We start from the raw sequence: 25,400 nt of genomic DNA, 5'->3' as shown, positions 1-25,400 counted from the left end.
GTTACCTCGAAGGGTAACCGCCAGAGCGCCGCCGCCTGCGTTTCTCTTTCCAAATCAACAATGTCAAAGACCAGAGCCGAAGCTCCGAGCCGCCTCCGAAACCGGGGAGCGGCCCCACCGTTTAGCGCCCGGTGTCGGCGGAGGCGGCTATTTAGCTAACCTCGAATTCCGTGTCAAATCGTTTTTTTCAAAACTTTCTGACCCAGTGCCGAACCAGGAAAGTTCCCAGTCCAGCGAGCCGGCAGCTTCTAAAGAAACCACCAAACCCTGTCAAGCAATTCTTTCTAAGAAAGTTCTGCTCGACTTCTTCATCAGCACTTCCGAATTCTTGCGAACTCTTCGATCCCGATGAACGAGGCGGCGCTTCTATTGAAGCATTCCAACCTCGTCAACCAACTCTTTTCAGAAACTTCCGAAGAACCGAAGCCCTTCAAAAGCAACAAAAGCGCTCCTTCCCGAAGGCCATAGGCCGTCGGCAATCCAGCTGCCCGAGTCGATTGAGGCCGCGGAACTTAGCGATGAGATCCAACCGAAGCAAGGGCCTTGTGGGCCCCGGTTTCGAGCGTCTTCGTCAGCGCCGTTCCGAGGAGGAGCGCATATAGGCCCGTGACCGGATGATGACAAGCATCAACCCGCACGCATCCACAGGTCCGTGATCCAGACGGGCCGCGACGCACCGTCGCGCCGGCCCGGCCTTCCGGACCTGCGCCTTGAACCCCGCCTTACGCGTCGCCACTTCATGATGGACGATCGCGGATCCGGGGCGCCGCTGCAGGGCCCCGGATCCGCGAACGAAGTCGCTTTGATGCGTAAGGACTTCGCATGACCCGGACGATCCTGTTCGACAGCCCCTTCCTGCTGGGCTTCGAACACACCCGAGACCTGATCGAGCGCGCCGCCAAGGCCGCCGGCGAGAGCTATCCGCCTTATAATGTCGAACAGACCGACGAGGGCGTGCGCATCACCCTGGCCGTGGCCGGCTTCTCGCCCGACCAATTGCAGGTCACCGTCGAGGGCGGCCAGCTGGTGGTGGCCGGACGCCGCGACGGCGAGGCCCGCACCGAAGCCGACCGCGCCTACCTGCACCGGGGAATCGCCGCCCGTGGCTTCGTGCGCACCTTCGTACTGGCCGAAGGCATGGAAGTGTCAGCCGCCACCCTCGAGCACGGCCTGCTTCACGTCGACGTCGCCCGCCCGCCGCCCGAGCGTCAGGTCAAGCGCATCCCCATCCGCTCGCAGGGCTGAGCCCTTGCGCAACACTTACGCTCCAGCCGCCTGAACCACAGGGACTTCGGAGCGTTCCCCTATCGAAGGAGGTGGTCACATGACGCCCAATTCGCACACGCCGTTCTTCTCGACCGAGGCCTTCGCCGCGCTGGGCGCGCCCGACCTCGTCTATGTGCGCCCGATCAAGGCGGCCGAGATCCTCGCCGACGCCCCCGAGGGGGTGGAGGACTTCGATCTGGCCCCCGACCAGACGCTTTATGCGGTATGCCGGGCCGACGGCGCCCGCCTGGCGGTGCTGACCGACCGCGACGCGGCCATGGCCGCCGCCCTGGCCCACGAACTAGCGCCGGTGTCGGTGCACTGACGCGCTCTTCATAAGAAGACGCGCCAAATGAAAAGGGCGGCGGATCCTGCGATCCGCCGCCCTCTTTCTTTGTCCTTACGCCAGGCCTCAGTTGAGGTTGGCCGCCGGGGCCTGAGCCTGGCGGAACATGGTGATGGCGATCAGGCGATCCCAACCGACCAGCGACACCAGGTGAGCGTAGATCTGGGCCAGGGCGCCCGAGGTCTGCAGCTCCTTCAGCTTCTCGATCGGCAGGGCGTTCAGCTTCTCTTCCGAGACGCCGTAGTACTCGGCCACGACCTGCGGCTCGCCCGGCTGGCCGTCGGGGCCGGCCGGGGTGAAGGTGGCGGTCTTCAGTTCGAAGAGGTCGTTGTCCTTCAGCAGCTGCACGAACGAGTCGGTGCGGCGGCGTTCGACTTCGAAGTCGTCGCAGAACTTGATGCAGTTCTGGGTGTACTCGGTCGGCTCGCCCTTGGCGTCGAACAGCGGGGTCTCGCCGGCTTCCGACAGCAGGCTCGAGGCGCGGTCGATGCAGACGATCATGCGGCCCTGGGTCTCGTCATTGGCCAGCACGAACGGATAGCGGCGGACATAGGCCGGGATGTAGACGCCGACTTCGGTCGAGCCGTCGGCGTGGATGAACAGGTTCTCGCCCTGGTTCAGACCCATGACGGCCAGCGGGGTGCGCTCTTCGCCGGCGAAGATGATCGGGTAGGACAGGCCGGCCGGACCGAATTCGGTCACGGTCAGCGGGACGGCCGTGCCGGCCGCGGCGAAGGCGTAGGGCTTGTCCTGGTGAACCAGGGCCAGCTTGCCATGCAGGTCGCGGTTCAGCGGCTCGGGCGTCGAGTAGAAGAGAACGTTGCCGGTGATGCCGCCGGCGGACTGGGTCGTTTCCATAAGAAGCTCTACAGAAGGGCCAAGAAGAACGGACGCTCTATCGCGGGCGGCCTTTAGGTGGTCAGCGCTTCTAGCCGATCTGCGATATCCCGGCAATCGACACGTCCGGACGGGGAAACGCCGCCGCGACCCTCGCGTCTGGAGCGAGGGCCGCGGGGCGATCGGGCCTAGAACTTCCAGGCGATCCCGGTGCGGATCGACCGGCCCGGCGAGGGCGCGATGTCCTTCAGGAACGAGGCGTGCTCGCGCACCTCCTCGTTGGTCAGGTTGCGGCCGTCGACGAACCAGCGCAGCGGCTTGTCCTCGAACGGCTTGACCGTCACCCGCAGGTTGACGGTGGTGTAGGCGTCGGTCGGCAGCTCGAAGTCGGCCACCCGGTCCTGCTCGGCCACGTGACGCACCTCGAGCTCGGCCTCGACATTGGAGGCGGTCCAGATCGCCCGGCCGGTCAGCGACCACGGCGGAATGCGGGCGGGCACGCCGATATCGGTCTCGCCGCGCACATAGTCGGCCACGCCTTCCAGGCGGATCGACTGGTCCTTGCCGCGCCAGGCGTCGTAGCCGACCTCCAGCTCGGCGCCGTGGAACTTGGCGCCGGTCTGGAAATACTGGAACACCGGCAGGCTGTCCTCGACCTCGCCGGTCGGGGCCTCCTCGATGAAGTTGTCGTACCAGGCGCCCCACAGGTGGCCCTCGACGCGCAGGCGCGGGCCGGTCCAGCGATAGGTGGCCTCCAGCGAGGTGACGGTTTCGGAGTCGAGGCTGTCGTCGCCCTTCTCATAGCCGCCGGTGCCGGGGTGCGGGCCGTCGGCGAACAGCTCGAACTCGGTCGGCGCGCGGCCGTTGCGCGACAGGGTCAGGGCGACGAACTGATGCTCGGCCGGCTTGTAGAACACGCCCAGCGAGGCCGAGACGTTGTCGAAGTCGCGCTTCTGGGTCGCCGTCTCCAGCGAGCGGGTGTCGAAGCGCAGGCCCGCGTCGACGCCCCAGTCGCCGCGATCGAAGCGCTGCAGGGTGAAGAGGCCGTACTCCTTGATGTCGACGCTGGGCACGAAGGCCTCGTCGCCGATCGCCTCGAAGCTGCGGGTCAGGGCCTGGAAGCCGATGGCGCCCTGGTGGCCGTCATGCTCGCGATGGACCAGCTCGACGCGGCCCTCGGTGCCGTCCGACAGGAAGCGGGTGCCGACCTCGCCGTCCTCGACGGAAACCTCGGCGTGCTGGTAGTCGGCATGGCCGATCGAGACCCGCACCTTCTCGAACCACGGGGTGTCGAGCTCCTGCTCGCCGCGCAGGTCGTAGCGGGTCTGCTGCAGGTGGATCGAGACCGGCCCTTCGGCGTCCGGGTCGATGGGGCTGAGGATCTGCTGGTAGGGCACGCCATAGGTGGTGTCCGTGCGCTTGACCGACAGGCCCACGAAGCCACGGTCGTGCACGTAGGAGACGCCGGCGCCGTAGGCGTCCATCTCGACGTCGGTGTTGCGCACGGTCTTGTCGGGATCGACGGTCAGGCCGTCGCGGGCGGCCAGTCGCGACGACACCGGGGCGACCGGCACGTCGTAGTCGTCGCTCTCCCTGTGCACGGCGTCGACCGCGAACACTAGCGGGCCGGCGTTGAACTTGGCCGCGCCGCTGACGCCCCAGCCGCTGTCGACGCTGGACATCGAGCCGGCCACCCGGCCCTCGACGGGCGCGCTGGCGCGCGAGGACGGCACGCGGTCGTCGAGCATGTTGACCACGCCGCCGATGCCCGAGCCGCCATAGGCCAGGGTCGACGGGCCGCGCAGCACCTCGATGCGCGAGGCTTCGGCCGGGTCGGAGGCCACCGCGTGGTCGGGCGACAGGGCCGAGGCGTCGACCTGGCCGACGCCGTTCTGCAGCACCATCACCCGCGGGCCCGACAGGCCGCGGATCACCGGACGCGAGGCGCCGGGACCATAGAAGGTCGAGCGCAGGCCCGGCAGGCCGTTGAGCACGTCGCCGAGGCCGGCGGGCGGGGCGACGTCCAGCTTGTCGCGGGTGACGACGTTGACGCTGCTGGTCACGGTGTCGAGCGACACGGCGTAGGGGGCGGCGGTGACCACCACCTGCGAGACCGAGGTGTCGGTCGGATCGGCGTCGGCGGCCGGCGCGGCGGGAGCGTCGGCGGCCCAGGCCGGGGCGGACCCGGCGGCGGCGAGGACGAGGAGGCTTGCGGCGGCGAGCGCCTGGCGACGGACCATGGAACGGGTCATGGACGGAAAATCCCAACTTGCCGGGGGAGCGGCAAAAATGCGTTATGAAATAACATATCCACTCGTCAATCCGCTTTCGCTTGACGCCGCCAAGTCGTCTCGCTCTGTGTCCGGACGACCTCACTTCGGGCTTTTCATGATGCGTATTTCGTCGCTCGCCCTCGCCGGCGCCCCCATTTCCGCCGCATTGCTGCTGGCCGCCTGCGCGCCCCTGTCGGGTCAGGCGCCGGGCCAGGCTCAGGGCAAGACCTACGCCCAGGCCGGCGGGTCGACGACCTGGACCAAGCCGCCGAAGGGCTACCTGACCCTGGCCGAGCCGTTCGACGCGCCGGACATCGTCGGCCCGCCGCCGGAACCGAACTCGCCGCGCGGCAAGGCCGACCGCGCCGCCTATGACGATACGCGCAAGCTGGCCGGCACGCCGGCCTGGGACAAGGCGATCGCCGACGCCGACCTGTCGGGGGCCAATGGCTTCAAGAGCTTCTCCTGCGCCGCCAAGGTGACGATCAGCCCGGAGAAGACCCCCACCCTGGCCAACCTGCTGCTGCGGATGACCGACGACGCCGGGACGATCTATCGCCCGGCCAAGCAGGCCTTCTCGCGGCCCCGTCCGCCGGTGGGCAACAGCAAGCCGATCTGCGTGCCGCGCGAGACGTGGATCGAGACCGAGGGCTCCTATCCCTCCGGCCACGCCCTGATCGGCTGGTCGTGGGGCCTGGTGCTGGCCGAACTGGTCCCCGACCGCGCCGCCCAGCTCGCCGCCCGCGGCCGCGCGTTCGGCGACAGCCGGGTGATCTGCGGCGTGCACTTCCCCAGCGACCTGGAGGCCGGTCGCCTGCTGGGCGGGGTGATGGTCTCGCGCCTGCACGCCGACCCGGCCTTCGCCGCCGACCTGGAAAAGGCCAGGGCCGAGATCGCCGCCTCCAGGGCCGACGGCCCGCCGGCCGGCTGCGAGGGCTGACGCTCGCCACAAAGGCGCGCGGCACCGGACTTCAACTTAGAGCTTGAGCCCCTTCCGGAGCGGCGCCACCTTGGCGGGCCCTTCGGGAGGGGACCCATGTTCGAGACCATGCGACGGCCGGCGATCGCCCTGGCCAGCATTCTGACGCTCGCCAGCTGCGCGGTGTTCGCCCCGCCCTACGACCCCACCCTCGATAGCAAGATCACCACCGCCTACGAGGGCGTGGCCAAGCTGGCGGCCGAGGCCGAGATGGGCCTCTACGTCGACAAGGCCACCTATCCCGGCAAGATCGAGACCTACGCGAACATCCAGGCCGCCCTGGCCGTGGCCGCCGTGCGCGCCGCCACCCAGCCCTACGCCGCCAAGCCCGCCCAGAAGGCCATCGACGCCGAGGTGTCGCTGATCAAGGGCTGCAGCGCCCAGGTCCAGGGCCTGGCCCAGTTGCACCAGTTGCAGGGGATCGTCCCCAACACCGGCGCGACCACCGCCATGATGGTCAGCTGCGACCAGGCGGCCAAGGCCGTCACCGCCATGAAGTGAGGCCAGGCGTCCGATGAGCATCGACTTCTCCACCCTGCAGGTCGACGACGTCGACAGCCTGGTCTCCGTGCTGGAACAGCAGTTGGGCGACACCGCCACCGACTGGTGGAACGCCAACAAGACCGTGGTGCCCGGCTATCTGCGCAGCCTGGCCGAGGCGACGATCCAGACCCGCACGGCCCTGGCCAACCACCAGATCACGCCGCAGGCGGCCGACATGATCCTTCACAACCAGGAGCTGGCCTTCAACCAGACGATCCAGTTCACGAAGTTCATGACCCTGGCCCTGGGCCAGACCCTGCTCAACACCGTGTTCCAGGTGGTCGGCTGGGTGATCTACAACAAGACCGGCGTGAACATCGCGCCCAACCTGGTGCAGCCGACGCCGCCGGCGACCAGCTAGCCCTTTGGCGGGTCGCAGCGGCCGTACATGGTGTCGAGCCCCTTGAGATATTCCGGCATGGCCTGAAGCCCCAGCGCCGCGCGCCGCTTCTCCAGGCCGGCCGGATCTTCGACATTGTCCGGCATGGCGTGGCGGCCGTCGACGCAGCGGGCCCGCTGGGTGGCGTAGCGCTGGGGCCGGCCCTCCTGCTCGGCGACGCGGTCGTAAAGGTTGGGATAACCGCTCGGCGCACGCCCCTGGGCGACCAGGGGCTCCATCTTGGCCAGGGCCTCCTTCTGGAAGGCCAGGTCCGGCGAGTGATTGACGATGTGGAAGGCGCCGTCGGCGGCGCGCTGGCCCACCTCCTCGGGCGTGAACCAGCCCCGTCCGGCCAGCAGCACCTTCAGCCGCTCGGTATGCTTGCGGTCGATCGGCTCGTAGTGCTCGGCCCAGATCGCGTCCAGCGCCTGGCGATCCTCCGGCGAGGCGGTCTTGCGCACCTTCAGGAAGGTCACCCGCGTCGCCTGGTCGACCGCGCCCATGCCGCCCAGTTCCTCGATCAGCGCCTCCCTGGCGACCAGGGCCTCTGCATCGGCCCGCGCCTGGGCCACGGCCGGCGCTTCCTCCGCCAGGGCCGGCGCCGCCGCCAGCACCACCAACGCCACCAGGCCTGCCCGGATCATCGCCGTCCCTCCATCGACGCCGGAAAGGTGGCGAGACCTCGCGGCGCAATCATGGCGACGCATCGAGCCCCCGCGCGCAAAGAAAAAGCCCCGCCGTTTCCGGCGGGGCTCGTTCCTGATCGACGCTTCGAAAAGCCTCAGCCGCGCTGGTCGCGCTTGGCCAGCACGCGCAGGCGCAGGGCGTTGAGCTTGATGAAGCCGCCGGCGTCGCGGTGATCGTAGGCGACCTTGCCCTCTTCGAAGGTGACCAGGTCCTGATCATACAGCGAGTAGGGGCTGGTGCGGCCGATGACCGTGACATTGCCCTTGTAGAGCTTCACGCGGACCTGGCCCGACACCTTGGTCTGGCTGTAGTCGATGGCCGCCTGCAGCATCTCGCGCTCGGGCGAGAACCAGAAGCCGTTGTAGACGAGCGAAGCGTACTTCGGCATCAGCTCGTCCTTCAGGTGCATGGCGCCGCGGTCGAGCGTGATGCTCTCGATGCCGCGGTGGGCCGCCAGCAGGATGGTGCCGCCCGGGGTCTCGTAGACGCCGCGCGACTTCATGCCGACAAAGCGGTTTTCCACCAGGTCGAGGCGGCCGACGCCGTTGTCGCGGCCCAGCTCGTTCAGCTTGGTCAGGAGGGTCGCCGGGCTCATCGCCACGCCGTCGATGGCGACCGGGTCGCCCTTCTCGAAGTCGATCGTGATCACCGTCGGGGCGTCCGGCGCGTCCTCGGGCGAAATGGTGCGCATGTGGACGAACTCGGGGGCCTCGACCGCCGGGTCTTCCAGGACCTTACCTTCCGACGAGGAGTGCAGCAGGTTGGCGTCGACGCTGAACGGCGCTTCGCCGCGCTTGTCCTTGGTGATCTGGATCTGGTGCTTCTCGGCGAACTCCAGCAGCGCTTCGCGCGACTTGAAGTCCCACTCGCGCCAGGGGGCGATCACGGTGATGTCGGGCTCGAGGCCATAGTAGCCGAGCTCGAAACGGACCTGGTCGTTGCCCTTGCCGGTAGCGCCGTGGCTGACGGCGTCGGCGCCGACCTGGCGGGCGATCTCGATCTGGCGCTTGGCGATCAGCGGGCGGGCGATCGAGGTGCCGAGCAGGTACTGGCCTTCATAGACCGTGTTGGCGCGGAACATCGGGAACACGAAGTCGCGCACGAACTCCTCGCGCACGTCCTCGATGAAGATGTTCTCGGGCTTCACGCCGGCGGCCAGGGCCTTGGCGCGCGCGGGCTCGATCTCTTCACCCTGGCCGAGGTCGGCGGTGAAGGTCACGACCTCGGCGCCGTACTCGGTCTGCAGCCACTTGAGGATGATCGAGGTGTCGAGGCCGCCCGAATAGGCGAGCACGACCTTCTTGACGGGCTTCTGGGCCATGTCGGGGGTCCTTGTCGAAGGCGAAAACACAAAGTCGCGGGGCGTTTAGCGCGCTTTTGCGACGAGGGAAACAACAGGGACTGGCTGGAGACCCAAAGGTCTTTCCAACATCCCGTCATTCCCGCCCTTGTGGCGGGAAACCCTAGTTCCGCTTCAGCGTGAGGCGCAAGCGGATCGCTGGCGATCCGCCCCTCCTGCCCGCACGGCCGACAGAGGGGATCCCGCTACACAGGCGGAAATGACGGGAGATAATTTCGGACGTCTCCGAAAAACTCTACAGCCGGATCTTGCCCTCTTCGGCCAGCTGGTTCAGCGCCCGTCGCACCTGGGTCAGGTGGATGACCGCGAAGATCGCCGCCAGGGTGGCGCGCAGGCCCAGCATGATGATCGACAGCGACAGGTCGTCGGCCTGACGGCTCTCGACCAGCAGATAGAGGCTGATGGCGAAGGCGCCGGCCGGCAGCAGCACCAGGGCCGGGCCGCGCGGCAGGCGCAGCAGGGTGTCGCCCTTGGGCGACCAGGCCACCGGGGTCGGTTCGCCCTTGGGGATCTTGCCCCAGGCCATGCGCGAGGCCCCGGCCATGATCGACAGGGCCAGGATCCAGAGCACGTCGCCGATGACGCCGAGAATATCCATTTACACAGTCACCTGGGCGCCGAGCTCGACCACGCGGCCCGGCGGAATCTTGAAGAAGTCGGTCGGGTTGGCCGCGTTCTTCATCAGGAAGATGTACAGCCGGTCCTGCCAGAGCGGCATGCCCGAATTGGCCGACGGCACGATCGAGCGACGGCCGAGGAAGAAGCTGGTGGCCATGATGTCGAACTTCAGCCCCTGCTGCTTGCGCAGCAGCGCCAGCGCCTTGGGCACATTCGGGCTCTCCATGAAGCCGTAGTAGATCTCGACCTTCTTGAAGTCGTCGTTGACCTTGAAGGTCTTGATCCGGTCCTCCTCGGGCACGCGCGGCGTCTCGGCCGTGCGCACGGTCAGCACCACGTTGCGCTCGTGCAGCACCTTGTTGTGCTTGAGGTTGTGCATCAGGGCGACCGGGGTCATGTCCGGGTCCGAGGTCAGGAAGATCGCCGTGCCGGGGGCGCGGTGCGGCGCGCGGGCCCGCAGGATCTCCATCAGGTCTGCCAGGGGCACGCTGTCGCGGCGGGTCTTCTCGCTGAGGATCTGGCTGCCGCGCACCCAGGTGGCCATGATCATGAACAGCGCAGCCCCGATCAGCACCGGCAGCCAGCCGCCGGTGAAGAAGCGCAGGGCGTTGGCGCTGAGGAAAACCAGGTCCAGCGTCATGAACGGGATCAGGAAGGCCAGGGCCGCCGGCAACTGCCACTTCCACAGCTGGCGCATGACGATGAAGGCCATGGCGGTCGTGACCACCATGGTGCCGGTCACCGCCAGGCCGTAGGCATGAGCCATGGCCGACGAGGTCTTGAAGGTGAACATCACCGCCAGCACGCCCAGCAGCAGCATGGTGTTGAGCTGCGGCACGAAGATCTGGCCCGACTGGGTCTCGGAGGTGCGGCGCACGTCCATGCGTGGCAGCAGGCCCAGCTGGATCGCCTGCTGGGTCAGCGAGAAGGCGCCGGTGATCACCGCCTGGCTGGCGATGACCGTGGCCGCGCCGGCCAGGATCACCAGCGGCAGGCGCAGCACGTCGGGCGCCATCTCGAAGAACCAGTTCAGTTCGGGGAACGGCACGCCGGCCCGTTCGGCCTCGATCAGGGTGTTCAGGGCCAGAGCGCCCTGGCCCAGATAGTTCAAGGCCAGGCACGGCAGCACGAAGAACAGCCAGGCGGCCTGGATCGGCCAGCGGCCGAAGTGGCCCATGTCGGCGGTCAGCGCCTCGGCCCCGGTCACGGTCAGGAACACCGCGCCCAGCACGATGAAGCCGGCCATGCCGTGATGCTGCAGGAAGTGGACCGCGTAATACGGGTTGATCGACCGGAACACGCCGGGATGGGCCAGCAGGTTGTAGACGCCCAGCACGGCCATGACCGTGAACCACACGGCGCAGACCGGGCCGAACAGTTGCCCGACCTTGGCCGTGCCGCGGCTCTGGATAAAAAAGAGGCCCAGCAGCATCACCGTGGCGATCAGCAGCACCACCTGGGTGCTGATCGAGTGCTCGAGCGCGGGAATGGTCCGCAGGCCCTCGACCGCCGACAGCACCGACATCGCCGGAGTGATGATGGCGTCGCCGTAGAACAGCGCCGCCCCGATCACGCCCAAGCCGAAGACCAGCGCCGTGCGTCGTCCCATGGCGCGCTGGGCCAGGGCCATCAGCGACAGAACGCCGCCCTCGCCCTTGTTGTCGGCGCGCATGATGAACAGCACGTACTTGATCGTCACGACCAGGATCAGCGCCCACAGGGCCAGCGACACCACGCCGAGAATCTCGGCCCGGGTCACGCCGTCGGCGGCCGACGCGTGCAGCGCCTCCTTGAAGGCGTAGAGCGGGCTGGTGCCGATGTCGCCGAACACGACGCCGACCGAGCCCAGGGCGAGCGCGAACGTGCCATGGCCCTTTGGACCGTGACCATTGGCGGAACCCGCTTGCTGGGGAATGTCGCACGCCGCGACGGAGGCGTTCTCAGTGTTCGAAACGCCGGAGGCTTCGGAAGCCATTCAATCCCTCCGGGACCGCGCCCTCGAAAATCTCGCGCGAAGCCCCATATCGATCAAGCGGCGCGCGATACACCCAATCCGATCCGGGTTCAATCGCGACCTTGGCCGCGCGCCTTTACGGTTTTTGTTTCAACGCTTGCGTTCCCCCCTTACGTTCCGGACTTAACAGAAGATCATGTCCGACAGTCAGAAGTTCCCCGTCGCCGCTCACGCCCTGGCCTATCTGGCGCACAAGGAGGCTTTCAGCCCCGACCGCGCCGTGGCCAGCGCCGAACTCGCGGCCTCCGTCCCCACCAATCCGGTGGTGGTGCGGCGCGTCACCGCCATGCTCGGCAAGGCGGGGCTGATCGGCGCGCGCGCCGGCGCCAACGGCGGGGCCTGGCTGCTCAAGCCCGCCCAGGACATCACCCTCGACACCGTGCTGCGGGCCGTCCACGGCTGCGCCAACCTCGGCACCGCCCCGCCCGGGGTGAAGGGCTGCCCGGTCGGGGCCCGCATTCCCGACGCCGTCCGCGCGGCCCTGATCGCCGCCGACGCCGCCGCCGCCGAGCGCCTGTCGCGCATCTCGGTGGCCGACCTGCTGGCCGACCCGGCCGAGCGCGAGGCTGTCCTGAAGAGCGCCTGACCCCTCGGGCGGACAGCCCGAGAGCGCCTTAAAGGCCCTCGCAGAAAAACTGCACCCGAAATTGTTGCTGATCCCCTGGCGCCGCTGGCGGGCGCTATTACGTAATCGCTACCGATACAGTTTCTGTTCGGACAACATCATTCTCCTTGAGGGGACCACCGCCATGACCACCAAGGTCGCCATCGTCTATCACTCGGGCTACGGCCACACCGCCGTCCTCGCCGACAAGGTCGCGGAAGGCGTCCGCGACGCCGGCCAGACCCCAGTGCTGCTGCACATCGAAAGCGCCGCCCAGGACTTCAAGCCGTTCCTCGACGCCATCACCGAGGCCGACGCCGTCGTGTTCGGCGCGCCGACCTACATGGGCGACGTCTCGGGCGTGTTCAAAGTCTTCGCCGACGCCACTTCGGCGGCCTTCTTCACCGGCGCCTGGAAGGACAAGCTGGCCGCGGGCTTCACCAACTCGCACAGCTTCGCCGGCGACAAGGGCCATGCCCTGGCCAGCCTGACGATCCTGGCCGCCCAGCACGGCATGAACTGGATCAACCTGGGCGTCGCCCCGCCGGCCGTCACCGCCGCCGAGCGCGGTCCCGAGACGATCAACCGCGTGGGCTCGTTCGTCGGCGTCGCCGCCCAGTCGGACAACGCCTCGCCGGAGATCACCCCGCCGGCCGGCGACCGCGAGACCGCCCGCCTGCTGGGCGTGCGCGTGGCCGAGGCCGCCGTCCGCTGGACCCGCGGCGCCCAACCGGCGCTGAGCGACGCGGCCTAAGACTCCAGGCGTCGGGCGCGCCCTACCCCCTCCCCCGAGGGCGCGCCTTCGTGGAGGAACGACCGACCCCGCCCTCCCCCAGGTCGTTCCTCCGCCCCGCTTGAACCGGATCGGCGGGCGTGCTCGACTCCTGTGACGCTTTGCTTGCAGGACCTTCGACCACATGGCCCGCCGCCTCGCCCTGATCACCGGCGCCTCAGCCGGCATCGGGGCCGCCTTCGCCCGCATCTACGCCAGCCACGGCTATGACGTGGCCCTGACCGCCCGCCGGCTCGACCGGCTGGAGTCGCTGGCCGCCGAGATCCGAATGCGCTTCGGGGTCGAGGCCTATGCGATTTCCGCCGACCTGGCCGATCCCGGCGGCGTCGACGCGGTGCTGGCGGCGGTGGCCGCCGAGGGCCGCGAGATCGACGCCCTGGTCAACAACGCCGGCTACGGCCTGCCCGGAACCTTCGACAAGACCAGCTGGGCCGACCAGTCGGCCTTCCTGCAGGTGATGCTGACCTCAGTCTGCGAGATGACCCACAAGGTGCTGCCGGGCATGGTCGAGCGCCGGTTCGGGCGCATCGTCAACGTCGCCTCGCTGGCGGGCCTGGCGCCCGGTTCGGCCGGCCACACCCTCTATGCGGCGACCAAGAGCTTCCTGGTGAAGTTCTCCCAGAGCCTGCATCTGGAAAACCTGGCCAACGGCGTGCACGCCAGCGCCCTGTGCCCCGGCTTCACCCTGTCGGAGTTCCACGACGTCAACGGCACCCGCGCCCAGGTCAGCCAGAGCCTGCCGGCCTGGATGTGGCTGGGCGCCGACGAGGTGGCCGCCGCCGGCTACGAGGCGGCCGAGGCCAATCGCCCCGTCTGCGTCACCGGCGCGCCCAACAAGGCCATCGCCGTGCTGGCCAAGATCATCCCCGACGAATGGGCCCTGGCCCTGATCGCCAGCCAGGGCGGGAAGTTCAGGAAGGTTTGATGTGGTGCGTCCTTCGAGGCTCGCCTTCGGCTCGCACCTCAGGATGAGGAAGTTATTGCACTGAAGTCCTCATCCTGAGGCTCCCGCACAGCGGGCCTCGAAGGACGCACTACTTCTCCGCCGCGTACGGCGCCTTGGCGTCCGCCCGGATCAGGCCGCGCGTCGCGTCGCCGACCCCGATCAGCACGAACTGCACCGCCAGGGCGCAGAGGATCAGGCCCAGCACCCGCACGACGATGCTCATGCCGATGCGGCCCAGCACCTTGCTGATCACCGGCGCGGCCCAGAAGGTGGCCACCAGCACCACCGACACCGCCGCGATGACGCCCACGCCGAGCGCCATGCCGGCCAAGCCGAGGTGCTTGGCCTCGCTGGCGTAGATGATCACGGTCGAGATCGCCCCCGGCCCGATCAGCAGCGGCATGGCGAACGGTACGATCAGCCGCTCGAACCGCTTCTTGGCGTAGACCCGCGCCGACAGCGGCTCGGTCTCGCCCTCGGCGGCGTCGGCGAACATGGTGGTGAAGTCGTCGCGCACCATGTCCAGGCCGAGAATGAACAGGATGATGCCGCCGGCGATGCGGAAGGCCGGCATCGAGATGCCGAAGAACTCCAGCAGGGAAACCCCGGTGAAGTAGAAGAACACCAGGAAGGCCAGCACGAAGAGGCCGATATAGACGGCCACCATCCGCCGGCCGGCCGAGGCCGCGCCGATGGTGGCGGCGGCGAACAGCGGCACGTTGCCGATCGGGTCGATCAGGGCGAACAGCGCGACGAAGAAGTTGACGGCGAGTTCGGCCTGGCTCATTCGACGTCCTCAACCTTCATGACTGTGCGGGAAACGTCGCTCTCTCTAGAGCGATGCGGCCTCGCGCGCCAACACCGGAGCTTGCCCATGTCCGCCGATCCGCGCCTGATCATCCCGCTGGACCTGCCCACGGTCGCCGACGCCCGGAAAATGGTCGAGCGCATCGACGACGCCGCCTCGTTCTACAAGATCGGCCTGGAGCTGCTGGCCACCGACGGCATGGCCTTCGCCGGCGACCTCAAGAAGGCCGGCAAGCAGGTGTTCCTCGATTGGAAGCTGCACGACATCGGCGCGACGGTGGAGCGCTCGGCCCGCGTGCTGGCCGGGGCCGGCTGCGACCTGCTGACGGTGCATGCCGAGCCGCAGGTCATGCAGGCGGCGGTGAAGGCCAAGGCCGGCTCGGACCTGAAGATCCTGGCCGTCACCGTGCTGACCAGCCTGACCGACGCTGATCTGATCGAGATGGGCTACGCCTTCACGACGCGGGAACTGGTGGAGCGGCGCATCCGCCAGGCCATCGACTGCGGCGTCGACGGCATCGTCTCCAGCCCGCACGAGGCGGCCCTGGCTCGCGAGATCGCCGGCCCCGATTTCCTGGTGGTGACCCCCGGCGTGCGCCCGGCGTGGTCGGCCAAGAACGATCAGGCCCGCGCCGCGACCCCGGCCGACGCCCTGAAGGCCGGCGCCAGCCACCTCGTCTGCGGCCGCCCGATCACCGCCGCCAACGACCCGCGCGAAGCGGCGCTGAAGGTGATCGAGGAGATGGCGGGGCTGTAAGGCCCCCTGCGGGAAACCTCGCCCTTCGACAAGCTCAGGGTGAGGTTTCTATTGAACGGCCTTTGAATTGATCCTCACCCTGAGCCTGTCGAAGGGCGAGGATCACTCACTTACAGCTTCGAACCGCCCCAGACGCCGAACGGGTCGACGAAGTCCTTGACCAGGGCCTGGGCCACGGCCGGGTGGGTCAGCTTGCCGCCCAGCACGTTGAGGCCGCGCGCCAGGTGGACATTGTCCTCAAGCGCGTCGAGGCCCTTGTCGGCCAGGGCCAGGCCGAACGGCAGGGTGGCGTTGCCCAGCGCTTCGGACGAAGTGCGCGGGGCGGCGCCGGGCATGTTGGCCACGCAGTAGTGGACGACGCCGTCGACCGTGTAGGTCGGTTCGGCGTGGGTGGTCGGGTGACTGGTCTCGAAGCAGCCGCCCTGGTCGATCGACACGTCGACCAGCACCGAGCCTGGCTTCATCTTGGCCAGATGCTCGCGGCGCACCAGCTTGGGCGCGGCCGCGCCGGCCGTCAGCACCGCGCCGATGACGACGTCGGCCTTGAGGATCTCCTCCTCCACGGCGTCCAGCGTCGAATAGCGGGTCAGGATGCGGCCTTGATAGAGGTCGTCCAGCTCGCGCATGCGGGGGATCGAGCGCTCCAGCACCACGACCTCGGCGCCCAGGCCGGCGGCCATGCGGGCGGCGTTGGAGCCGACCACGCCGCCGCCCAGCACCACCACGCGGGCCGGCGGCACGCCGGGCACGCCGCAAAGCAGCAGGCCCATGCCGCCGTTGTGCTTGAGCAGGGTCTCGGCCGCCGAGAAAACGGCGATGCGGCCGGCCACTTCCGACATCGGGGCCAGCAGCGGCAGGCCGCCCTTGGCGTCGGTGACGGTCTCGTAGGCGATGGCCGCGCAGCCGCTCTTGAGCAGGCCCTCGGTCTGGGCCGGATCGGGCGCCAGGTGCAGGTAGGTGAAGAGGATGTGGCGCTGCGTCAGGCGTTCCCACTCGACCTTCTGCGGTTCCTTGACCTTGACGATCATCTCGGCGCCCGAGAACACCGCGTCGGCGTCGGGGGCGATGCTCGCGCCGGCCTTGACGTAGGCCTCGTCGGCATAGCCTGCGCCCAGGCCCGCGCCCTGCTGCACCAGCACCTGATGGCCGTGGGCGACATATTCGCGGACGGCGGTGGGGGTCAGGCCGACCCGGTGTTCGCCCGGTTTGATCTCGGAGGGGACGCCAACGCGCATGATGTTTCCTCGCTTTTTAGCTTTAACGCTGGTGTACGCCTCTACGTTCGCATGTTTCTTGGTTCTTTCGTCCTTCAAAGAACGTGGTATGCAGGAATCCTGCGCAAACGGAGCCATTCGGTGAAGAAATCCCCGGTCACGCTTGATGTGTTCGACCGAAAGATCCTCCGCCTGCTCCAGCGCGAGGGTCGGGCCAGCTACGTGGACATGGCCAAGGCGGCCAACCTGTCGGAGTCGGCCTGCCTGCGCCGGGTGCGGGCCCTGGAGGACGCCGGGGTCATCGGCCGCTACGCCGCAGTGATCGACGAGCGGGCCGTGGGCCTGCCGCTCAGCGTCTTCGTCACCGTCACCCTGTCGTCCCAGGCCGAGGGCGCGCTGACCGCCTTCGAGAAGGCGGTGGCCAATGTGCGCGAGGTGGCCGAGTGCTACCTGATGACCGGCGGCTCGGACTATCTGCTGCGGCTGGTGGTGGCCGATGTCGACGACCTGGAGCGGGTGCACAGCCAGGAACTGACGCGGATCCCCGGCGTGGTGCGGGTCAGCTCGTCGATCGCCATGCGCACCGTGGTCAAACGCGTCGAATTGCCGCTCTGAACCCGGCTTGGGTTCCGGTTAACCCCCAGCCCCTAGGGTCGCGGCGTTGTTATCGTTTCCGGGGGCGACCATGGTTTCTCGACGCATCCTGCTGGGCGGCCTGGCCGCCGGCCTCGCCGCGCCCGTCCTGGCCCATGCCGAGGGTTACCAGGAGGTCCGGACCCCGCCGGTCTGGAAGCCCAAGGCCCGCCGCACCGCCAAGGCCCTGGCGACCCAGCCCACTGACAAGGCCGCCCTCGACAAGGCGCTCAAGAGCGTTCCGCCGCTGGAAGGCGCGCAGCCCGAAGCGCCCACCGCCGTCTCTGGCGTGCAGGTCCAGCCGGCCAAGCCCGTCCCCAGCATCAGCCCCGACGAGGCGCTGGGCCGGCTCAAGCAGGGCAACGCCATCTTCGCCCGCGGCGGCGCCAGCCTCGTCCTGCCTGCGGCGGCCCGCATCGGCGAGATGGCCGCGGCCGAGCGGCCGTTCGCCGTGGTCGTGGCCTGCAGCGACAGCCGCGTGGCGCCCGAACTGCTGTTCAACTGCAATCTGGGCGACCTCTTCGTGCTGCGCGCGGCCGGCCCGACCGTCGGCCCCGAGGCGCTGGGCGCCATCGTCTACGCCGTCGATACGCTCGGCGCCTCGCTGGTCGTGGTGCTGGGCCACACCAAGTGCGGCGTGGTCGGGGCCGCCGTCGACGCGGCCACCCGCAAGAGCCGCCCGACCGGCGTGTTCGAGGCCGTGCTGGCGCCGATCCTGCCGGCGGTGTTCGACGCCCAGGGCGAGCACCCCGCCGACCTGCACGACGCGGCCGCCCGCCGCAACGCCCGCAACATCGCTTCGCGCCTCAAGGTCGCCGACGGCGTCCTGGCCGAGCGCATCGCCCAGGGCCGCCTGAAGATCGTGCCGGCGACCTACGACCTGACCACCGCCCAGGTCGCCTTCGAAGCTTGACCGGAAGCGGTAACCGGTTGCTTCGCGCGAAACCTTGAGAACCATTATCGCGACGCCGTTGACCCCCGCTCGCGCTTAGGTTCAAGTCCCCCAAATCACTTCGGGTTTGGGAGAGACGACGGATGTCGACGGACGAGACGCCGCAAGGCGACGGCGCGGCCAAAACCTCCGTCTGGACCCGGATCAAGTCGCAGCTGAAGACCCCCGCCGTCGCCATCGCGGCGGGCGCGCTGGTCGTCGGTTTCGGCGGCGGCTTCGTGGCCGCCAAGACCGCCGACCTCGGCTGGTTCGGCGGCGGGGCCAAGGCCGCGTCCGGCGCGGCCGCCGTCAAGGGCGAGGCCTGGTCGCTGTTTGGCAAGCCGCGCGACGCAGGCGCCCGCCGACGCGGCGTGCCCAAGCCCGAGGGCTTCGCCGTCTGGCGCACCCGCATCGACAGCTCCGGCGGCGAGGCCATGGCCTGCATCCAGATGAGCCGCGACCTGGACCCGTCCAAGGCCTATGCCGACTTCGTCATGGTCTCGCCCGACCTCGGCCGCACCCCGGCCGTGCGGGTCAAGGGCGACGAGCTGTGCATCGGCGGCGTCGGCTTCACCGACCGCCGCATCACCCTGCTGAAGGGCCTGCCCGCCAAGGGTGGCGAGACCCTCGGCGCCAATGCCGACGTCGACTTCACCTTTGGCGAGAAGCCCCCGTATGTCGGCTTCGCCGGCGACGGGGTGATCCTGCCGCGCGAGGAATCCGACGGCGTCGCCATCGAGACCATGAACGTCCAGAAGCTGGCCGTCGAAGTCTGGCGGGTGTCCGACCGAAACCTGGTGCGCAAGTCGATCAGCGCCCCCGATCCCACCGGCGAGGGCGACTGGGCCGGCGACTATGGCGAGGACAGCGCCGGCGACGAGGGCCGCCGCATCTGGAAGGGCGAGGTTTCCGTCGACGGCGCGGCCGGCGCCAAGGCCACGACGGTCTTCCCGCTGGGCGCGGTGCTCAAGGAGATGAAGCCCGGCGCCTATCTGATCAAGGCGCGCGACGCCTCGGGCGGCCGCGATCCCGACGGCGAGGGCGACACCCCGCCGGCCCAGGCCCGCCGCTGGATTGTGTTCACCGACATGGCGCTGATCGCCTATGACGGTTCCGAAGCGCTGGACGTCGTGGTCCGCTCGCTGAAGACCGCCAAGACCGTCGCCGGCGTGCGCGTGGCCCTGGTCGCCCGCGACGGCGAGCCCCTGGCCGAGGTCAAGAGCGACGCCGATGGCCGCGTCCGCTTCCCCCGCCCGCTGCTGAAGGGCGAGGGCGGCGAGCGCGCCAAGATGGTCATGGCCTATGGGCCCGAAGGCGACCTCTCGGTGCTCGACCTCGACCGCTCGCCGGTCGACCTGTCCAAGCAGGGCGTCGGCGGCCGCACCGAAAGCGAGGGCGGCCGCGCCGGCGGCAGCGACATCGACGGCTGGCTCTATGCCGACCGCGGCATCTATCGCCCCGGCGAAACCGTCCACCTGACGGCGATGATCCGCGACCGCATGGCCAAGGCCGTCAACGACCGCAAGGGCTACATTCTCGTCAAACGCCCCTCGGGCGTGGAGTTCAAGCGCTGGTGGTTCGGCCAGGCCAACGCCGGGGCCGTGCCGATCGACATCGCCCTGCCCCGCAGCGCGCCGCGCGGCCGCTGGACCGCCGAACTGCACATCGAGGGCATCGAAGCCTCATCCGGTTCGCTGAGCTTCAGCGTCGAGGACTTCGCCCCCCAGCGTCTGGCGGTCACCGCCACCGGCCAGGAGAGCACGCCGATCCGCATCGGCGAGACCCGCCAGATCGCGGTCAACGCCCGCTTCCTCTACGGCGCGCCGGGCTCGGGCCTGCAGACGCAGGGCGAGGCCCGCCTGCGCCGGGATGCCGACCCCTTCCCGCAATACAAGGGCTTCGAGTGGGGCGACGCCAAGGAGCCCTTCGACGAGAAGCTGATCGAGCTGGGCACGACCGTCACCGACGGCGAGGGTCGCGCGGTCCTGAACCTCGGCACCTCCGACGTCGGCGATACCGGCCAGCCCCTGGTGGCGGCGGTCACCGCCTCGGTGTTCGAGCCCGGCGGCCGCCCCGTGCGCGAGGGCCTGGAGCTCAAGGTCCGCGGCAAGCCGATCTATTACGGCGTCAAGGTCGAGCAGGGCGACGGCTCGGGCCGCGACGACCCGCCGGTGAGCCTGGAAGTCATCGCCGTCGACGCCGCCGGCAAGAAGATCTCGACCACCGCCAGCTACACCCTGATCAGCGAGAACTGGAACTACGACTGGTTCCAGCAGGACGGCCGCTGGCAGTGGCGGCGCACCAGCCGCGACGCCGTCGTGGCCAAGGGCGCGCTGAACATGTCGGCCGGGGCCAGCGCGCGGATCAACCGCCGCCTGGGCTGGGGCGACTACCGCCTGGTGATCGAGGGACCGGAAGGAACCAAGACCGTCGCGCGGTTCTCGTCGGGCTGGGGCTCGCCGGCCAAGGACGCCGAGGCCCCCGACTTCGTGCGCGTCTCGGCCGGAACCCGCGCCTACGCGCAAGGCGACACCGTCGAGATCACGCTGAAGGCCCCCTATGCCGGTCAGGCCCAGGTGGCCGTGGCCACCGACCGCCTGATCGACTTCAAGACCCTGTCGGTCGGCGAGAACGGCGCGACCGTGAAGCTGAAGACCAGCGCCGCCTGGGGCGGCGGGGCCTATGTGATGGTCACCGTCATCCAGCCGCGCGACCCGGTCGCCTCGCCCAAGCCCAAGCGGGCTCTCGGCCTCGTCTACGTGCCGCTGGAGCCCAAGGGCCGCAAGCTGACGGTCGATATCGGCACGCCGCCGAAGCTCGACTCCAAGGCGCCGGTGGAAATCCCGCTCAAGGTGCAGGGTCTGGGCTTTGGCCAGAAGGCCCGCGTCACGGTGGCGGCGGTGGACGAGGGCGTGCTGCGCCTGACCCGCCAGGAAAGCCCCGATCCGGTGAAGTGGTATTTTGGCAAGCGGGCCCTGACGCTCGACTACCGCGACGACTACGGCCGCCTGCTCGACCCGAACATGGGCGCGCCGGCCAACGTCAACTTCGGCGGCGACGAGCTGGGCGGCGAGGGCCTGACGGTCACGCCGATCAAGACCGTGGCCCTGTGGTCGGGCGTGGTCGAGACGGGCCTCGACGGCAAGGCGACGATCAAGCTGCCGCCCGCCGACTTCAACGGCGAGCTGCGGATCATGGCCGTGGCCTGGACCGACAACGCCGTCGGCTCGGGCTCCAAGGCCATGACCGTGCGCCAGCCGGTGGTGGCCGACCTCAACCTGCCGCGCTTCCTGTCGCCCGGCGACAAGCCGACCGCGACGCTGGAACTGCACAATGTCGAGGGCAAACCCGGCGCCTACACCGCCGAGGCCAATGCGTCCGGCGGGCTGAAGGTCGCCTTCAGGAAGGTGATCACCCTGATCCTGGGCCAGCGTGTCGCCGAGAAGATCCCCTTCCTGGCGCCCGACGTCACCGGCGTCGGCAAGATCGGCTTCAAGGTCACCGGCCCCGGCTTCTCGACCGCCAAGGACTATCCGATCCAGACGCGCCTGGGCTGGGGCGACGTGGTGCGCACCACCACCGAACTTCAGGCCCCGGGCGCCAGCTACACCCCCAACTACCAGCTGCTGTCGGGCCTGGCGGCCGGCGACGTGACGCTGCAGGTCAGCTACTCGCCGTTCAAGGGCTTCGACCCGTCGGCGATCGCGGTCGCCTTGCAGCGCTACCCGTACGGCTGCACCGAGCAGGTGGTGTCGGCGGCCTATCCGCTGCTCTACGCACAGAACGTCTCCACCGATCCCAAGCTCAAGCGCACGCCGGCCGCCCTGGCCGGGGCCGTGGGCCGCCTGCTGGATCGCCAGACCCTCGACGGCGCCTTCGGCCTGTGGCGGGTGGGCGACGGCGAGGCCGACCCTTGGCTGGGCGCCTACGCCACCGACTTCCTGCTGGAGGCCAAGGCGCAAGGCGTCGCCGTGCCCGACGAGGCCCTGGACAAGGCGCTGAACGCCATGCGCCAGGTCAGCCGTCCCGACGGCTGGGCCTCGGTCGCCTACCGGATGGAGTATCCGTCCTGGTGGGGCCGCAACGAGGACGAAAGCCGCAAGGCCACCCAGCGCATGCGTCGCCGGGCCAGCGCCTACGCCCTCTACGTCCTGGCCAAGGCCGGGCGGGGGGATCTGGCCCGCCTGCGCTGGTGGCACGACGTGCAGATGAAGGACGAGGACCAGCCGATCGCCAAGGCCCAGGTGGCCGCGGGCCTGGCGCTGATGGGCGACCACGCCCGGGCCCGCTCGGCCATGCGCCAGGCGGTCAACTCGCTGAACTGGCGCGACGAGTACGACTGGTACCAGAGCCCGCTGCGTGACGTGGCCGCCGTCACGGCCCTGGCGGTGCAGGCCGGCCAGACCGACGTCGCCGCTAGGCTGCAAGGCCGCCTGGAGAACGTGGTCAAGGATCCCGACGCCCTGAACACCCAGGAACAGGCCCAGCTGCTCTATGCCGCCCACCAGCTGATGAAGGCCGCCGGCCCCATCAGCATCGAGGCCCAGAACGTCGTCGCCCTGCCGCCCGCCGGCGGCGCGCCGCGCTGGGCCGTGGGCAAGCTGGCCGACGCCCGCTTCACCAACAAGGGCAAGGGCGCCCTGTGGCGGACGGTCAGCGTGCGCGGCACGCCGATCGTCGCCCCGGTCGCCGAAAGCAACGGCCTGTCGGTGAGCAAGCGACTGTTCACGATGAGCGGCGGGGCGGTCGATCCCTCGGCCATCCGCCAGGGCGAACGGGTGATCGTGCTGATCCAGGGCCGGTCGATGCAGGCCCGCTCGACCGCCCTGGTGGTCGACGACGCCCTGCCGGCCGGCTTCGAGATCGAGGCCCCGCTCGGCGCCGACGACGCCCAGAACGGACCGTTCCGGTTCTTAGGGGAGCTGTCGACGCCTGACGCCCAGGAAAGCCGCGACGACCGCTACATCGCCGCGCTCGACCTGGAGGGCAACAAGCCCTTCGCCATGGCCTACATCGCGCGGGCCGTGACGCCGGGCGAGTTCTTCCTGCCCGGCGCCGTGGCCAAGGACATGTACCGCCCGAGCATCGCCGCCCGGTCGGACGCCGGCCGCACGACGATCACCGGCCAATGATGTTGGAACTGCTCCCTTCCCCCTGGATGGGGGAAGGGCCGGGGATGGGGGTGACTGCGGCGCTTGAAGGTGATGCGCCGTGACCACCGCCGACTCAGAAGCCACCCCCACCCCTGACCCCTCCCCCATCCAGGGGGAGGGGAAGGTCGCTCTGCTCACCCGCCTGCTCGCCGGTTTCCTCGCCGCCCAGGTCGGGGTGTTCGCCCTCAGCGCCGCCTTCCCGCCGGACATGAGCCGCGCCAAGCGCTCCTCGCCCGTGGTGCTGGGCGAGCGCGGGGCGTGGCTGCGCGCCCTGCCGGTCGAGGACGGCCGCTGGCGGGTGCGGGCCGACCTCAACCGCACCGACCCGACGTTCCTGAAGCGCCTGGTGGCCGTCGAGGACGCCCGCTTCCGCTGGCACCTGGGGGTCGATCCCATCGCCGTGGTCCGCGCCACGGGGTCGGCGATCGTGCATGGCCGGGTCAGCAGCGGCGCCTCGACCCTGTCGATGCAGACCGCTCGCCTGCTGGAGCCCCGCCCCCGCAATCTCGGATCCAAGCTGATCGAGATGGTCCGCGCCGCCCAGCTGGAAAGCCGGCTGAGCAAGGACGAGATCCTGGCGCTCTACCTGACCCTGGCGCCCTACGGCGGCAATCTGGAGGGCGTGCGCGGGGCCAGCCTGTCCTATTTCGGCCACGAGCCGTCCAGCCTGACCGACGGCGAACAGGCCCTGCTGATCGCCCTGCCCCAGGCGCCCGAGGCCCGCCGACCCGACCGCCGCCCCGAAGCCGCCCGCGAGGCCCGCCGCGCCGTGCTCGACAAGATGGTCCGCGCCGGCGTGCTGACCACCGTCGCCGCCGTCGAGGCCGAAGGCGAACCGATCCCGCGCCGCGCGCCCTTCCCGGCCGTGGCCTGGCACCTGGCCGGCCAGCAGGCCGCCGCCGCGCCCGCCAGCCAACCCAGCGTGCTGACCACCATCGACCCCGACCTGCAATCGCGGCTGGAGCCCCTGGCCGCCAGCGTCGCCGCCAGCCAGGGCCCCGAAGCCACCGCCGCCATCATCGTCGTGCGGATCAGGGACCGGGCCGTGCGGGCCCTGGTCGGCTCGGCCGGCCGCGACCGGCCCGGCGGCTGGGTGGACATGACCAGCGCCGCCCGCTCGCCCGGCTCGGCGCTGAAGCCCTTCGTCTACGCCTTCGCCTTCGACGACGGCATGCTGGCGCCCGACACCCAGATCGACGACGCCCAGACGCGGTTCGCCGACTACCAGCCCGAGAACTTCGACCGCGTGTTCCACGGCAAGGTCACCGCCCGCGAGGCCCTGGCCTATTCGCTGAACGTGCCGGCCGTCGCCACGCTGGAGAAGATCGGCCCCGAGGCCTTCGCCGCCCGCCTTGAGGCCGGGGGGGTCAAACTCTTGCGGCCCAAGGCCGAGGTGAAGGCCGCCGGCCTGGCTCTGGCCCTGGGCGGCGCCGGCATCACTTTGCGCGACCTCGTCACCCTCTATGCGGGCCTGGGCGACGGCGGGGTGGTCAAGCCGCTGGCCTATACGGTCAAAGACGCCAAGGCCCGCGAACGCCAGGCCGGAACCCGCATCGCCCGGGCCGAAGCGGTCAACCAGGTGCTCGACATCCTGCGCGAGGCGCCGGGCCCGCGCGGCCGCGCCCCTTCGGCCCTGACCCGGGGCGGACCGGCCATGGCCTTCAAGACCGGCACCTCCTACGGCTTCCGCGACGCGGTGGCGGCGGGGATCGTCGGCGGCCACGCCATCGTCGTCTGGACCGGCCGGGCCGACGGCGGCGCGCGCGGCGGCCTCACCGGACGCGACGCGGCCCTGCCCACCCTGTTCGACGTCGCCGACCTGGTGGGCGCGCCGCCCACGGCTCCGCGCCCGATCGCGCCGAAGTCGGCCCCCGGCGCCTTGCAGCAGTTGCGGACCGTCGCCGACGAAGGCCCGCGCCTGATCTTCCCGCCCGACGGGGCGACGGTGCAGGTCGAGGGCCTGGGCAAGGGTTCGCGCGGCCTGGTGCTGGCGGCCGGCGGCGAGAACCTGTCGTGGTACGTGGACGGCAAGCCCCTGGCCGACGATCCGGTCGGCGGCAAGCCGGTCTGGCGACCGGCGGCGGCGGGCTTCTACCGGCTGCGGGTGGTCGACGACCAGGGCCGGGCGGCCAGCGCCCGGGTGCGCGTCAGGGCGCCGGGCTAGGGCGGATCGATATCTGGCGTTTGGGACGAAAACCTCGTCCTTCGACAAGCTCAGGATGAGGTTTTTCCAGCGCTCGGGCCCGTAAACTCAGGCCTG

The 25,400-nt window shown here is 69.5% G+C and carries 21 protein-coding genes and 3 pseudogenes; 15 read left to right on the top strand and 9 right to left on the bottom strand.

Annotated elements, in window-relative coordinates; translation table 11 throughout:
- The 3 genes and pseudogenes from DDF62_RS26355 to DDF62_RS21525 all read left to right on the top strand — a co-directional run.
- Positions 1-352: pseudogene (locus DDF62_RS26355) on the top strand (hypothetical protein); the annotation flags it as partial.
- A 470-nt stretch (positions 353-822) separates the two neighbouring features.
- A complete protein-coding gene (locus tag DDF62_RS21530) occupies positions 823-1,245 on the top strand; it encodes an Hsp20 family protein (RefSeq protein WP_116490992.1) in 423 nt (140 codons plus the stop codon).
- A gap of 79 nt (positions 1,246-1,324) precedes the next feature.
- Positions 1,325-1,591 (top strand): DUF1150 family protein, encoded by a 267-nt coding sequence (locus DDF62_RS21525; RefSeq protein WP_101715284.1) that lies wholly within the window; start codon positions 1,325-1,327, stop codon positions 1,589-1,591.
- A gap of 87 nt (positions 1,592-1,678) precedes the next feature.
- On the opposite strand, the gene DDF62_RS21520 is transcribed toward DDF62_RS21525, so the two are convergent.
- Entirely contained in the window at positions 1,679-2,470 is a 792-nt protein-coding gene (locus DDF62_RS21520) for a SapC family protein (RefSeq protein WP_101718684.1), read from the bottom strand.
- 167 nt (positions 2,471-2,637) lie between these two features.
- Positions 2,638-4,689: a TonB-dependent receptor gene (locus DDF62_RS21515; protein ID WP_116491008.1), complete on the bottom strand. Its 2,052-nt coding sequence runs from the start codon at positions 4,687-4,689 to the stop codon at positions 2,638-2,640.
- Between the two features lie 151 nt (positions 4,690-4,840).
- On the opposite strand from DDF62_RS21515, the gene DDF62_RS21510 reads away from it, so the two are divergent.
- From DDF62_RS21510 to DDF62_RS21500, 3 genes are all read left to right on the top strand, one after another.
- Positions 4,841-5,662, top strand: coding sequence for an acid phosphatase (locus tag DDF62_RS21510; protein ID WP_244286905.1), 822 nt, complete (start codon positions 4,841-4,843; stop codon positions 5,660-5,662).
- A 96-nt stretch (positions 5,663-5,758) separates the two neighbouring features.
- Positions 5,759-6,202 carry a hypothetical protein gene (locus tag DDF62_RS21505; protein WP_116490990.1) on the top strand — a complete coding sequence of 148 codons (444 nt, stop codon included), beginning with the start codon at positions 5,759-5,761 and terminating at the stop codon, positions 6,200-6,202.
- 13 nt (positions 6,203-6,215) lie between these two features.
- Positions 6,216-6,605: a hypothetical protein gene (locus DDF62_RS21500; protein WP_116490989.1), complete on the top strand. Its 390-nt coding sequence runs from the start codon at positions 6,216-6,218 to the stop codon at positions 6,603-6,605.
- Here DDF62_RS21500 and DDF62_RS21495 read toward each other — a convergent pair.
- From DDF62_RS21495 to DDF62_RS21480, 4 genes are all read right to left on the bottom strand, one after another.
- Positions 6,602-7,267, bottom strand: coding sequence for a DUF6624 domain-containing protein (locus tag DDF62_RS21495; RefSeq protein WP_116490988.1), 666 nt, complete (start codon positions 7,265-7,267; stop codon positions 6,602-6,604). The genes DDF62_RS21500 and DDF62_RS21495 overlap by 4 nt on opposite strands.
- A gap of 137 nt (positions 7,268-7,404) precedes the next feature.
- Positions 7,405-8,631: an argininosuccinate synthase gene (locus DDF62_RS21490; protein WP_116490987.1), complete on the bottom strand. Its 1,227-nt coding sequence runs from the start codon at positions 8,629-8,631 to the stop codon at positions 7,405-7,407.
- Between the two features lie 274 nt (positions 8,632-8,905).
- Positions 8,906-9,268: a hypothetical protein gene (locus DDF62_RS21485; RefSeq protein ID WP_116490986.1), complete on the bottom strand. Its 363-nt coding sequence runs from the start codon at positions 9,266-9,268 to the stop codon at positions 8,906-8,908.
- The gene (locus tag DDF62_RS21480; RefSeq protein ID WP_116490985.1) at positions 9,269-11,263 is read right to left on the bottom strand and encodes a potassium transporter Kup; all 1,995 of its coding nucleotides are present in this window, start codon (positions 11,261-11,263) and stop codon (positions 9,269-9,271) included.
- A gap of 175 nt (positions 11,264-11,438) precedes the next feature.
- On the opposite strand from DDF62_RS21480, the gene DDF62_RS21475 reads away from it, so the two are divergent.
- The 4 genes and pseudogenes from DDF62_RS21475 to DDF62_RS26770 all read left to right on the top strand — a co-directional run.
- Positions 11,439-11,888, top strand: coding sequence for an Rrf2 family transcriptional regulator (locus DDF62_RS21475; RefSeq protein ID WP_101720319.1), 450 nt, complete (start codon positions 11,439-11,441; stop codon positions 11,886-11,888).
- A gap of 163 nt (positions 11,889-12,051) precedes the next feature.
- Positions 12,052-12,660 carry a flavodoxin family protein gene (locus tag DDF62_RS21470; protein ID WP_116490984.1) on the top strand — a complete coding sequence of 203 codons (609 nt, stop codon included), beginning with the start codon at positions 12,052-12,054 and terminating at the stop codon, positions 12,658-12,660.
- A gap of 163 nt (positions 12,661-12,823) precedes the next feature.
- A complete protein-coding gene (locus DDF62_RS21465; RefSeq protein ID WP_116490983.1) occupies positions 12,824-13,624 on the top strand; it encodes an SDR family NAD(P)-dependent oxidoreductase in 801 nt (266 codons plus the stop codon).
- 6 nt (positions 13,625-13,630) lie between these two features.
- Positions 13,631-13,733, top strand: a pseudogene (locus DDF62_RS26770) (hypothetical protein); the annotation flags it as partial.
- Here DDF62_RS26770 and DDF62_RS21460 read toward each other — a convergent pair.
- On the bottom strand, positions 13,734-14,432 hold the full coding sequence (locus tag DDF62_RS21460) for a MarC family protein (RefSeq protein WP_101720322.1): 699 nt from the start codon (positions 14,430-14,432) through the stop codon (positions 13,734-13,736).
- Between the two features lie 87 nt (positions 14,433-14,519).
- Between DDF62_RS21460 and pyrF the strand changes: the two genes are divergently transcribed.
- Positions 14,520-15,209 (top strand): orotidine-5'-phosphate decarboxylase, encoded by a 690-nt coding sequence (pyrF, locus tag DDF62_RS21455; RefSeq protein WP_116490982.1) that lies wholly within the window; start codon positions 14,520-14,522, stop codon positions 15,207-15,209.
- A 9-nt stretch (positions 15,210-15,218) separates the two neighbouring features.
- Here the strand turns inward: pyrF and DDF62_RS26765 are convergent.
- Positions 15,219-15,315: pseudogene (locus DDF62_RS26765) on the bottom strand (hypothetical protein); the annotation flags it as partial.
- 4 nt (positions 15,316-15,319) lie between these two features.
- Positions 15,320-16,444 (bottom strand): alanine dehydrogenase, encoded by a 1,125-nt coding sequence (gene ald / locus DDF62_RS21450; protein ID WP_116490981.1) that lies wholly within the window; start codon positions 16,442-16,444, stop codon positions 15,320-15,322.
- A gap of 120 nt (positions 16,445-16,564) precedes the next feature.
- Between ald and DDF62_RS21445 the strand changes: the two genes are divergently transcribed.
- The 4 genes from DDF62_RS21445 to pbpC all read left to right on the top strand — a co-directional run bounded on the left by DDF62_RS21445 (position 16,565) and on the right by pbpC (position 25,304).
- The gene (locus DDF62_RS21445; protein ID WP_101720643.1) at positions 16,565-17,038 is read left to right on the top strand and encodes an Lrp/AsnC family transcriptional regulator; all 474 of its coding nucleotides are present in this window, start codon (positions 16,565-16,567) and stop codon (positions 17,036-17,038) included.
- 70 nt (positions 17,039-17,108) lie between these two features.
- Positions 17,109-17,969, top strand: a complete 861-nt coding sequence (locus tag DDF62_RS21440) for a carbonic anhydrase (protein WP_116490980.1) — start codon at positions 17,109-17,111, stop codon at positions 17,967-17,969.
- A gap of 122 nt (positions 17,970-18,091) precedes the next feature.
- Entirely contained in the window at positions 18,092-23,119 is a 5,028-nt protein-coding gene (locus DDF62_RS21435; RefSeq protein WP_116490979.1) for an alpha-2-macroglobulin family protein, read from the top strand.
- Positions 23,120-23,246: 127 nt separating this feature from the next.
- Positions 23,247-25,304, top strand: coding sequence for a penicillin-binding protein 1C (gene pbpC, locus DDF62_RS21430; RefSeq protein ID WP_244286908.1), 2,058 nt, complete (start codon positions 23,247-23,249; stop codon positions 25,302-25,304).
- Positions 25,305-25,400: the final 96 nt, after the last annotated feature.

Source organism: Caulobacter radicis (genome assembly GCF_003094615.1).
Taxonomy (GTDB): Bacteria; Pseudomonadota; Alphaproteobacteria; order Caulobacterales; family Caulobacteraceae; genus Caulobacter; species Caulobacter radicis.
The sequence above is the reverse complement of the archived record's forward strand: the minus strand, read 5'-3'. Positions and strand labels throughout refer to the sequence as shown.

Bases quoted from the DNA above. Each gene is read 5' to 3' on its own strand.
- DDF62_RS21530 (WP_116490992.1), top strand. From the start codon at position 823: ATGACCCGGACGATCCTGTTCGACAGCCCCTTCCTGCTGGGCTTCGAA.
- DDF62_RS21525 (WP_101715284.1), top strand. From the start codon at position 1,325: ATGACGCCCAATTCGCACACGCCGTTCTTCTCGACCGAGGCCTTCGCC.
- DDF62_RS21520 (WP_101718684.1), bottom strand. From the start codon at position 2,470: ATGGAAACGACCCAGTCCGCCGGCGGCATCACCGGCAACGTTCTCTTC.
- DDF62_RS21515 (WP_116491008.1), bottom strand. From the start codon at position 4,689: ATGGTCCGTCGCCAGGCGCTCGCCGCCGCAAGCCTCCTCGTCCTCGCC.
- DDF62_RS21510 (WP_244286905.1), top strand. From the start codon at position 4,841: ATGCGTATTTCGTCGCTCGCCCTCGCCGGCGCCCCCATTTCCGCCGCA.
- DDF62_RS21505 (WP_116490990.1), top strand. From the start codon at position 5,759: ATGTTCGAGACCATGCGACGGCCGGCGATCGCCCTGGCCAGCATTCTG.
- DDF62_RS21500 (WP_116490989.1), top strand. From the start codon at position 6,216: ATGAGCATCGACTTCTCCACCCTGCAGGTCGACGACGTCGACAGCCTG.
- DDF62_RS21495 (WP_116490988.1), bottom strand. From the start codon at position 7,267: ATGATCCGGGCAGGCCTGGTGGCGTTGGTGGTGCTGGCGGCGGCGCCG.
- DDF62_RS21490 (WP_116490987.1), bottom strand. From the start codon at position 8,631: ATGGCCCAGAAGCCCGTCAAGAAGGTCGTGCTCGCCTATTCGGGCGGC.
- DDF62_RS21485 (WP_116490986.1), bottom strand. From the start codon at position 9,268: ATGGATATTCTCGGCGTCATCGGCGACGTGCTCTGGATCCTGGCCCTG.
- DDF62_RS21480 (WP_116490985.1), bottom strand. From the start codon at position 11,263: ATGGCTTCCGAAGCCTCCGGCGTTTCGAACACTGAGAACGCCTCCGTC.
- DDF62_RS21475 (WP_101720319.1), top strand. From the start codon at position 11,439: ATGTCCGACAGTCAGAAGTTCCCCGTCGCCGCTCACGCCCTGGCCTAT.
- DDF62_RS21470 (WP_116490984.1), top strand. From the start codon at position 12,052: ATGACCACCAAGGTCGCCATCGTCTATCACTCGGGCTACGGCCACACC.
- DDF62_RS21465 (WP_116490983.1), top strand. From the start codon at position 12,824: ATGGCCCGCCGCCTCGCCCTGATCACCGGCGCCTCAGCCGGCATCGGG.
- DDF62_RS21460 (WP_101720322.1), bottom strand. From the start codon at position 14,432: ATGAGCCAGGCCGAACTCGCCGTCAACTTCTTCGTCGCGCTGTTCGCC.
- pyrF (WP_116490982.1), top strand. From the start codon at position 14,520: ATGTCCGCCGATCCGCGCCTGATCATCCCGCTGGACCTGCCCACGGTC.
- ald (WP_116490981.1), bottom strand. From the start codon at position 16,444: ATGCGCGTTGGCGTCCCCTCCGAGATCAAACCGGGCGAACACCGGGTC.
- DDF62_RS21440 (WP_116490980.1), top strand. From the start codon at position 17,109: ATGGTTTCTCGACGCATCCTGCTGGGCGGCCTGGCCGCCGGCCTCGCC.
- DDF62_RS21435 (WP_116490979.1), top strand. From the start codon at position 18,092: ATGTCGACGGACGAGACGCCGCAAGGCGACGGCGCGGCCAAAACCTCC.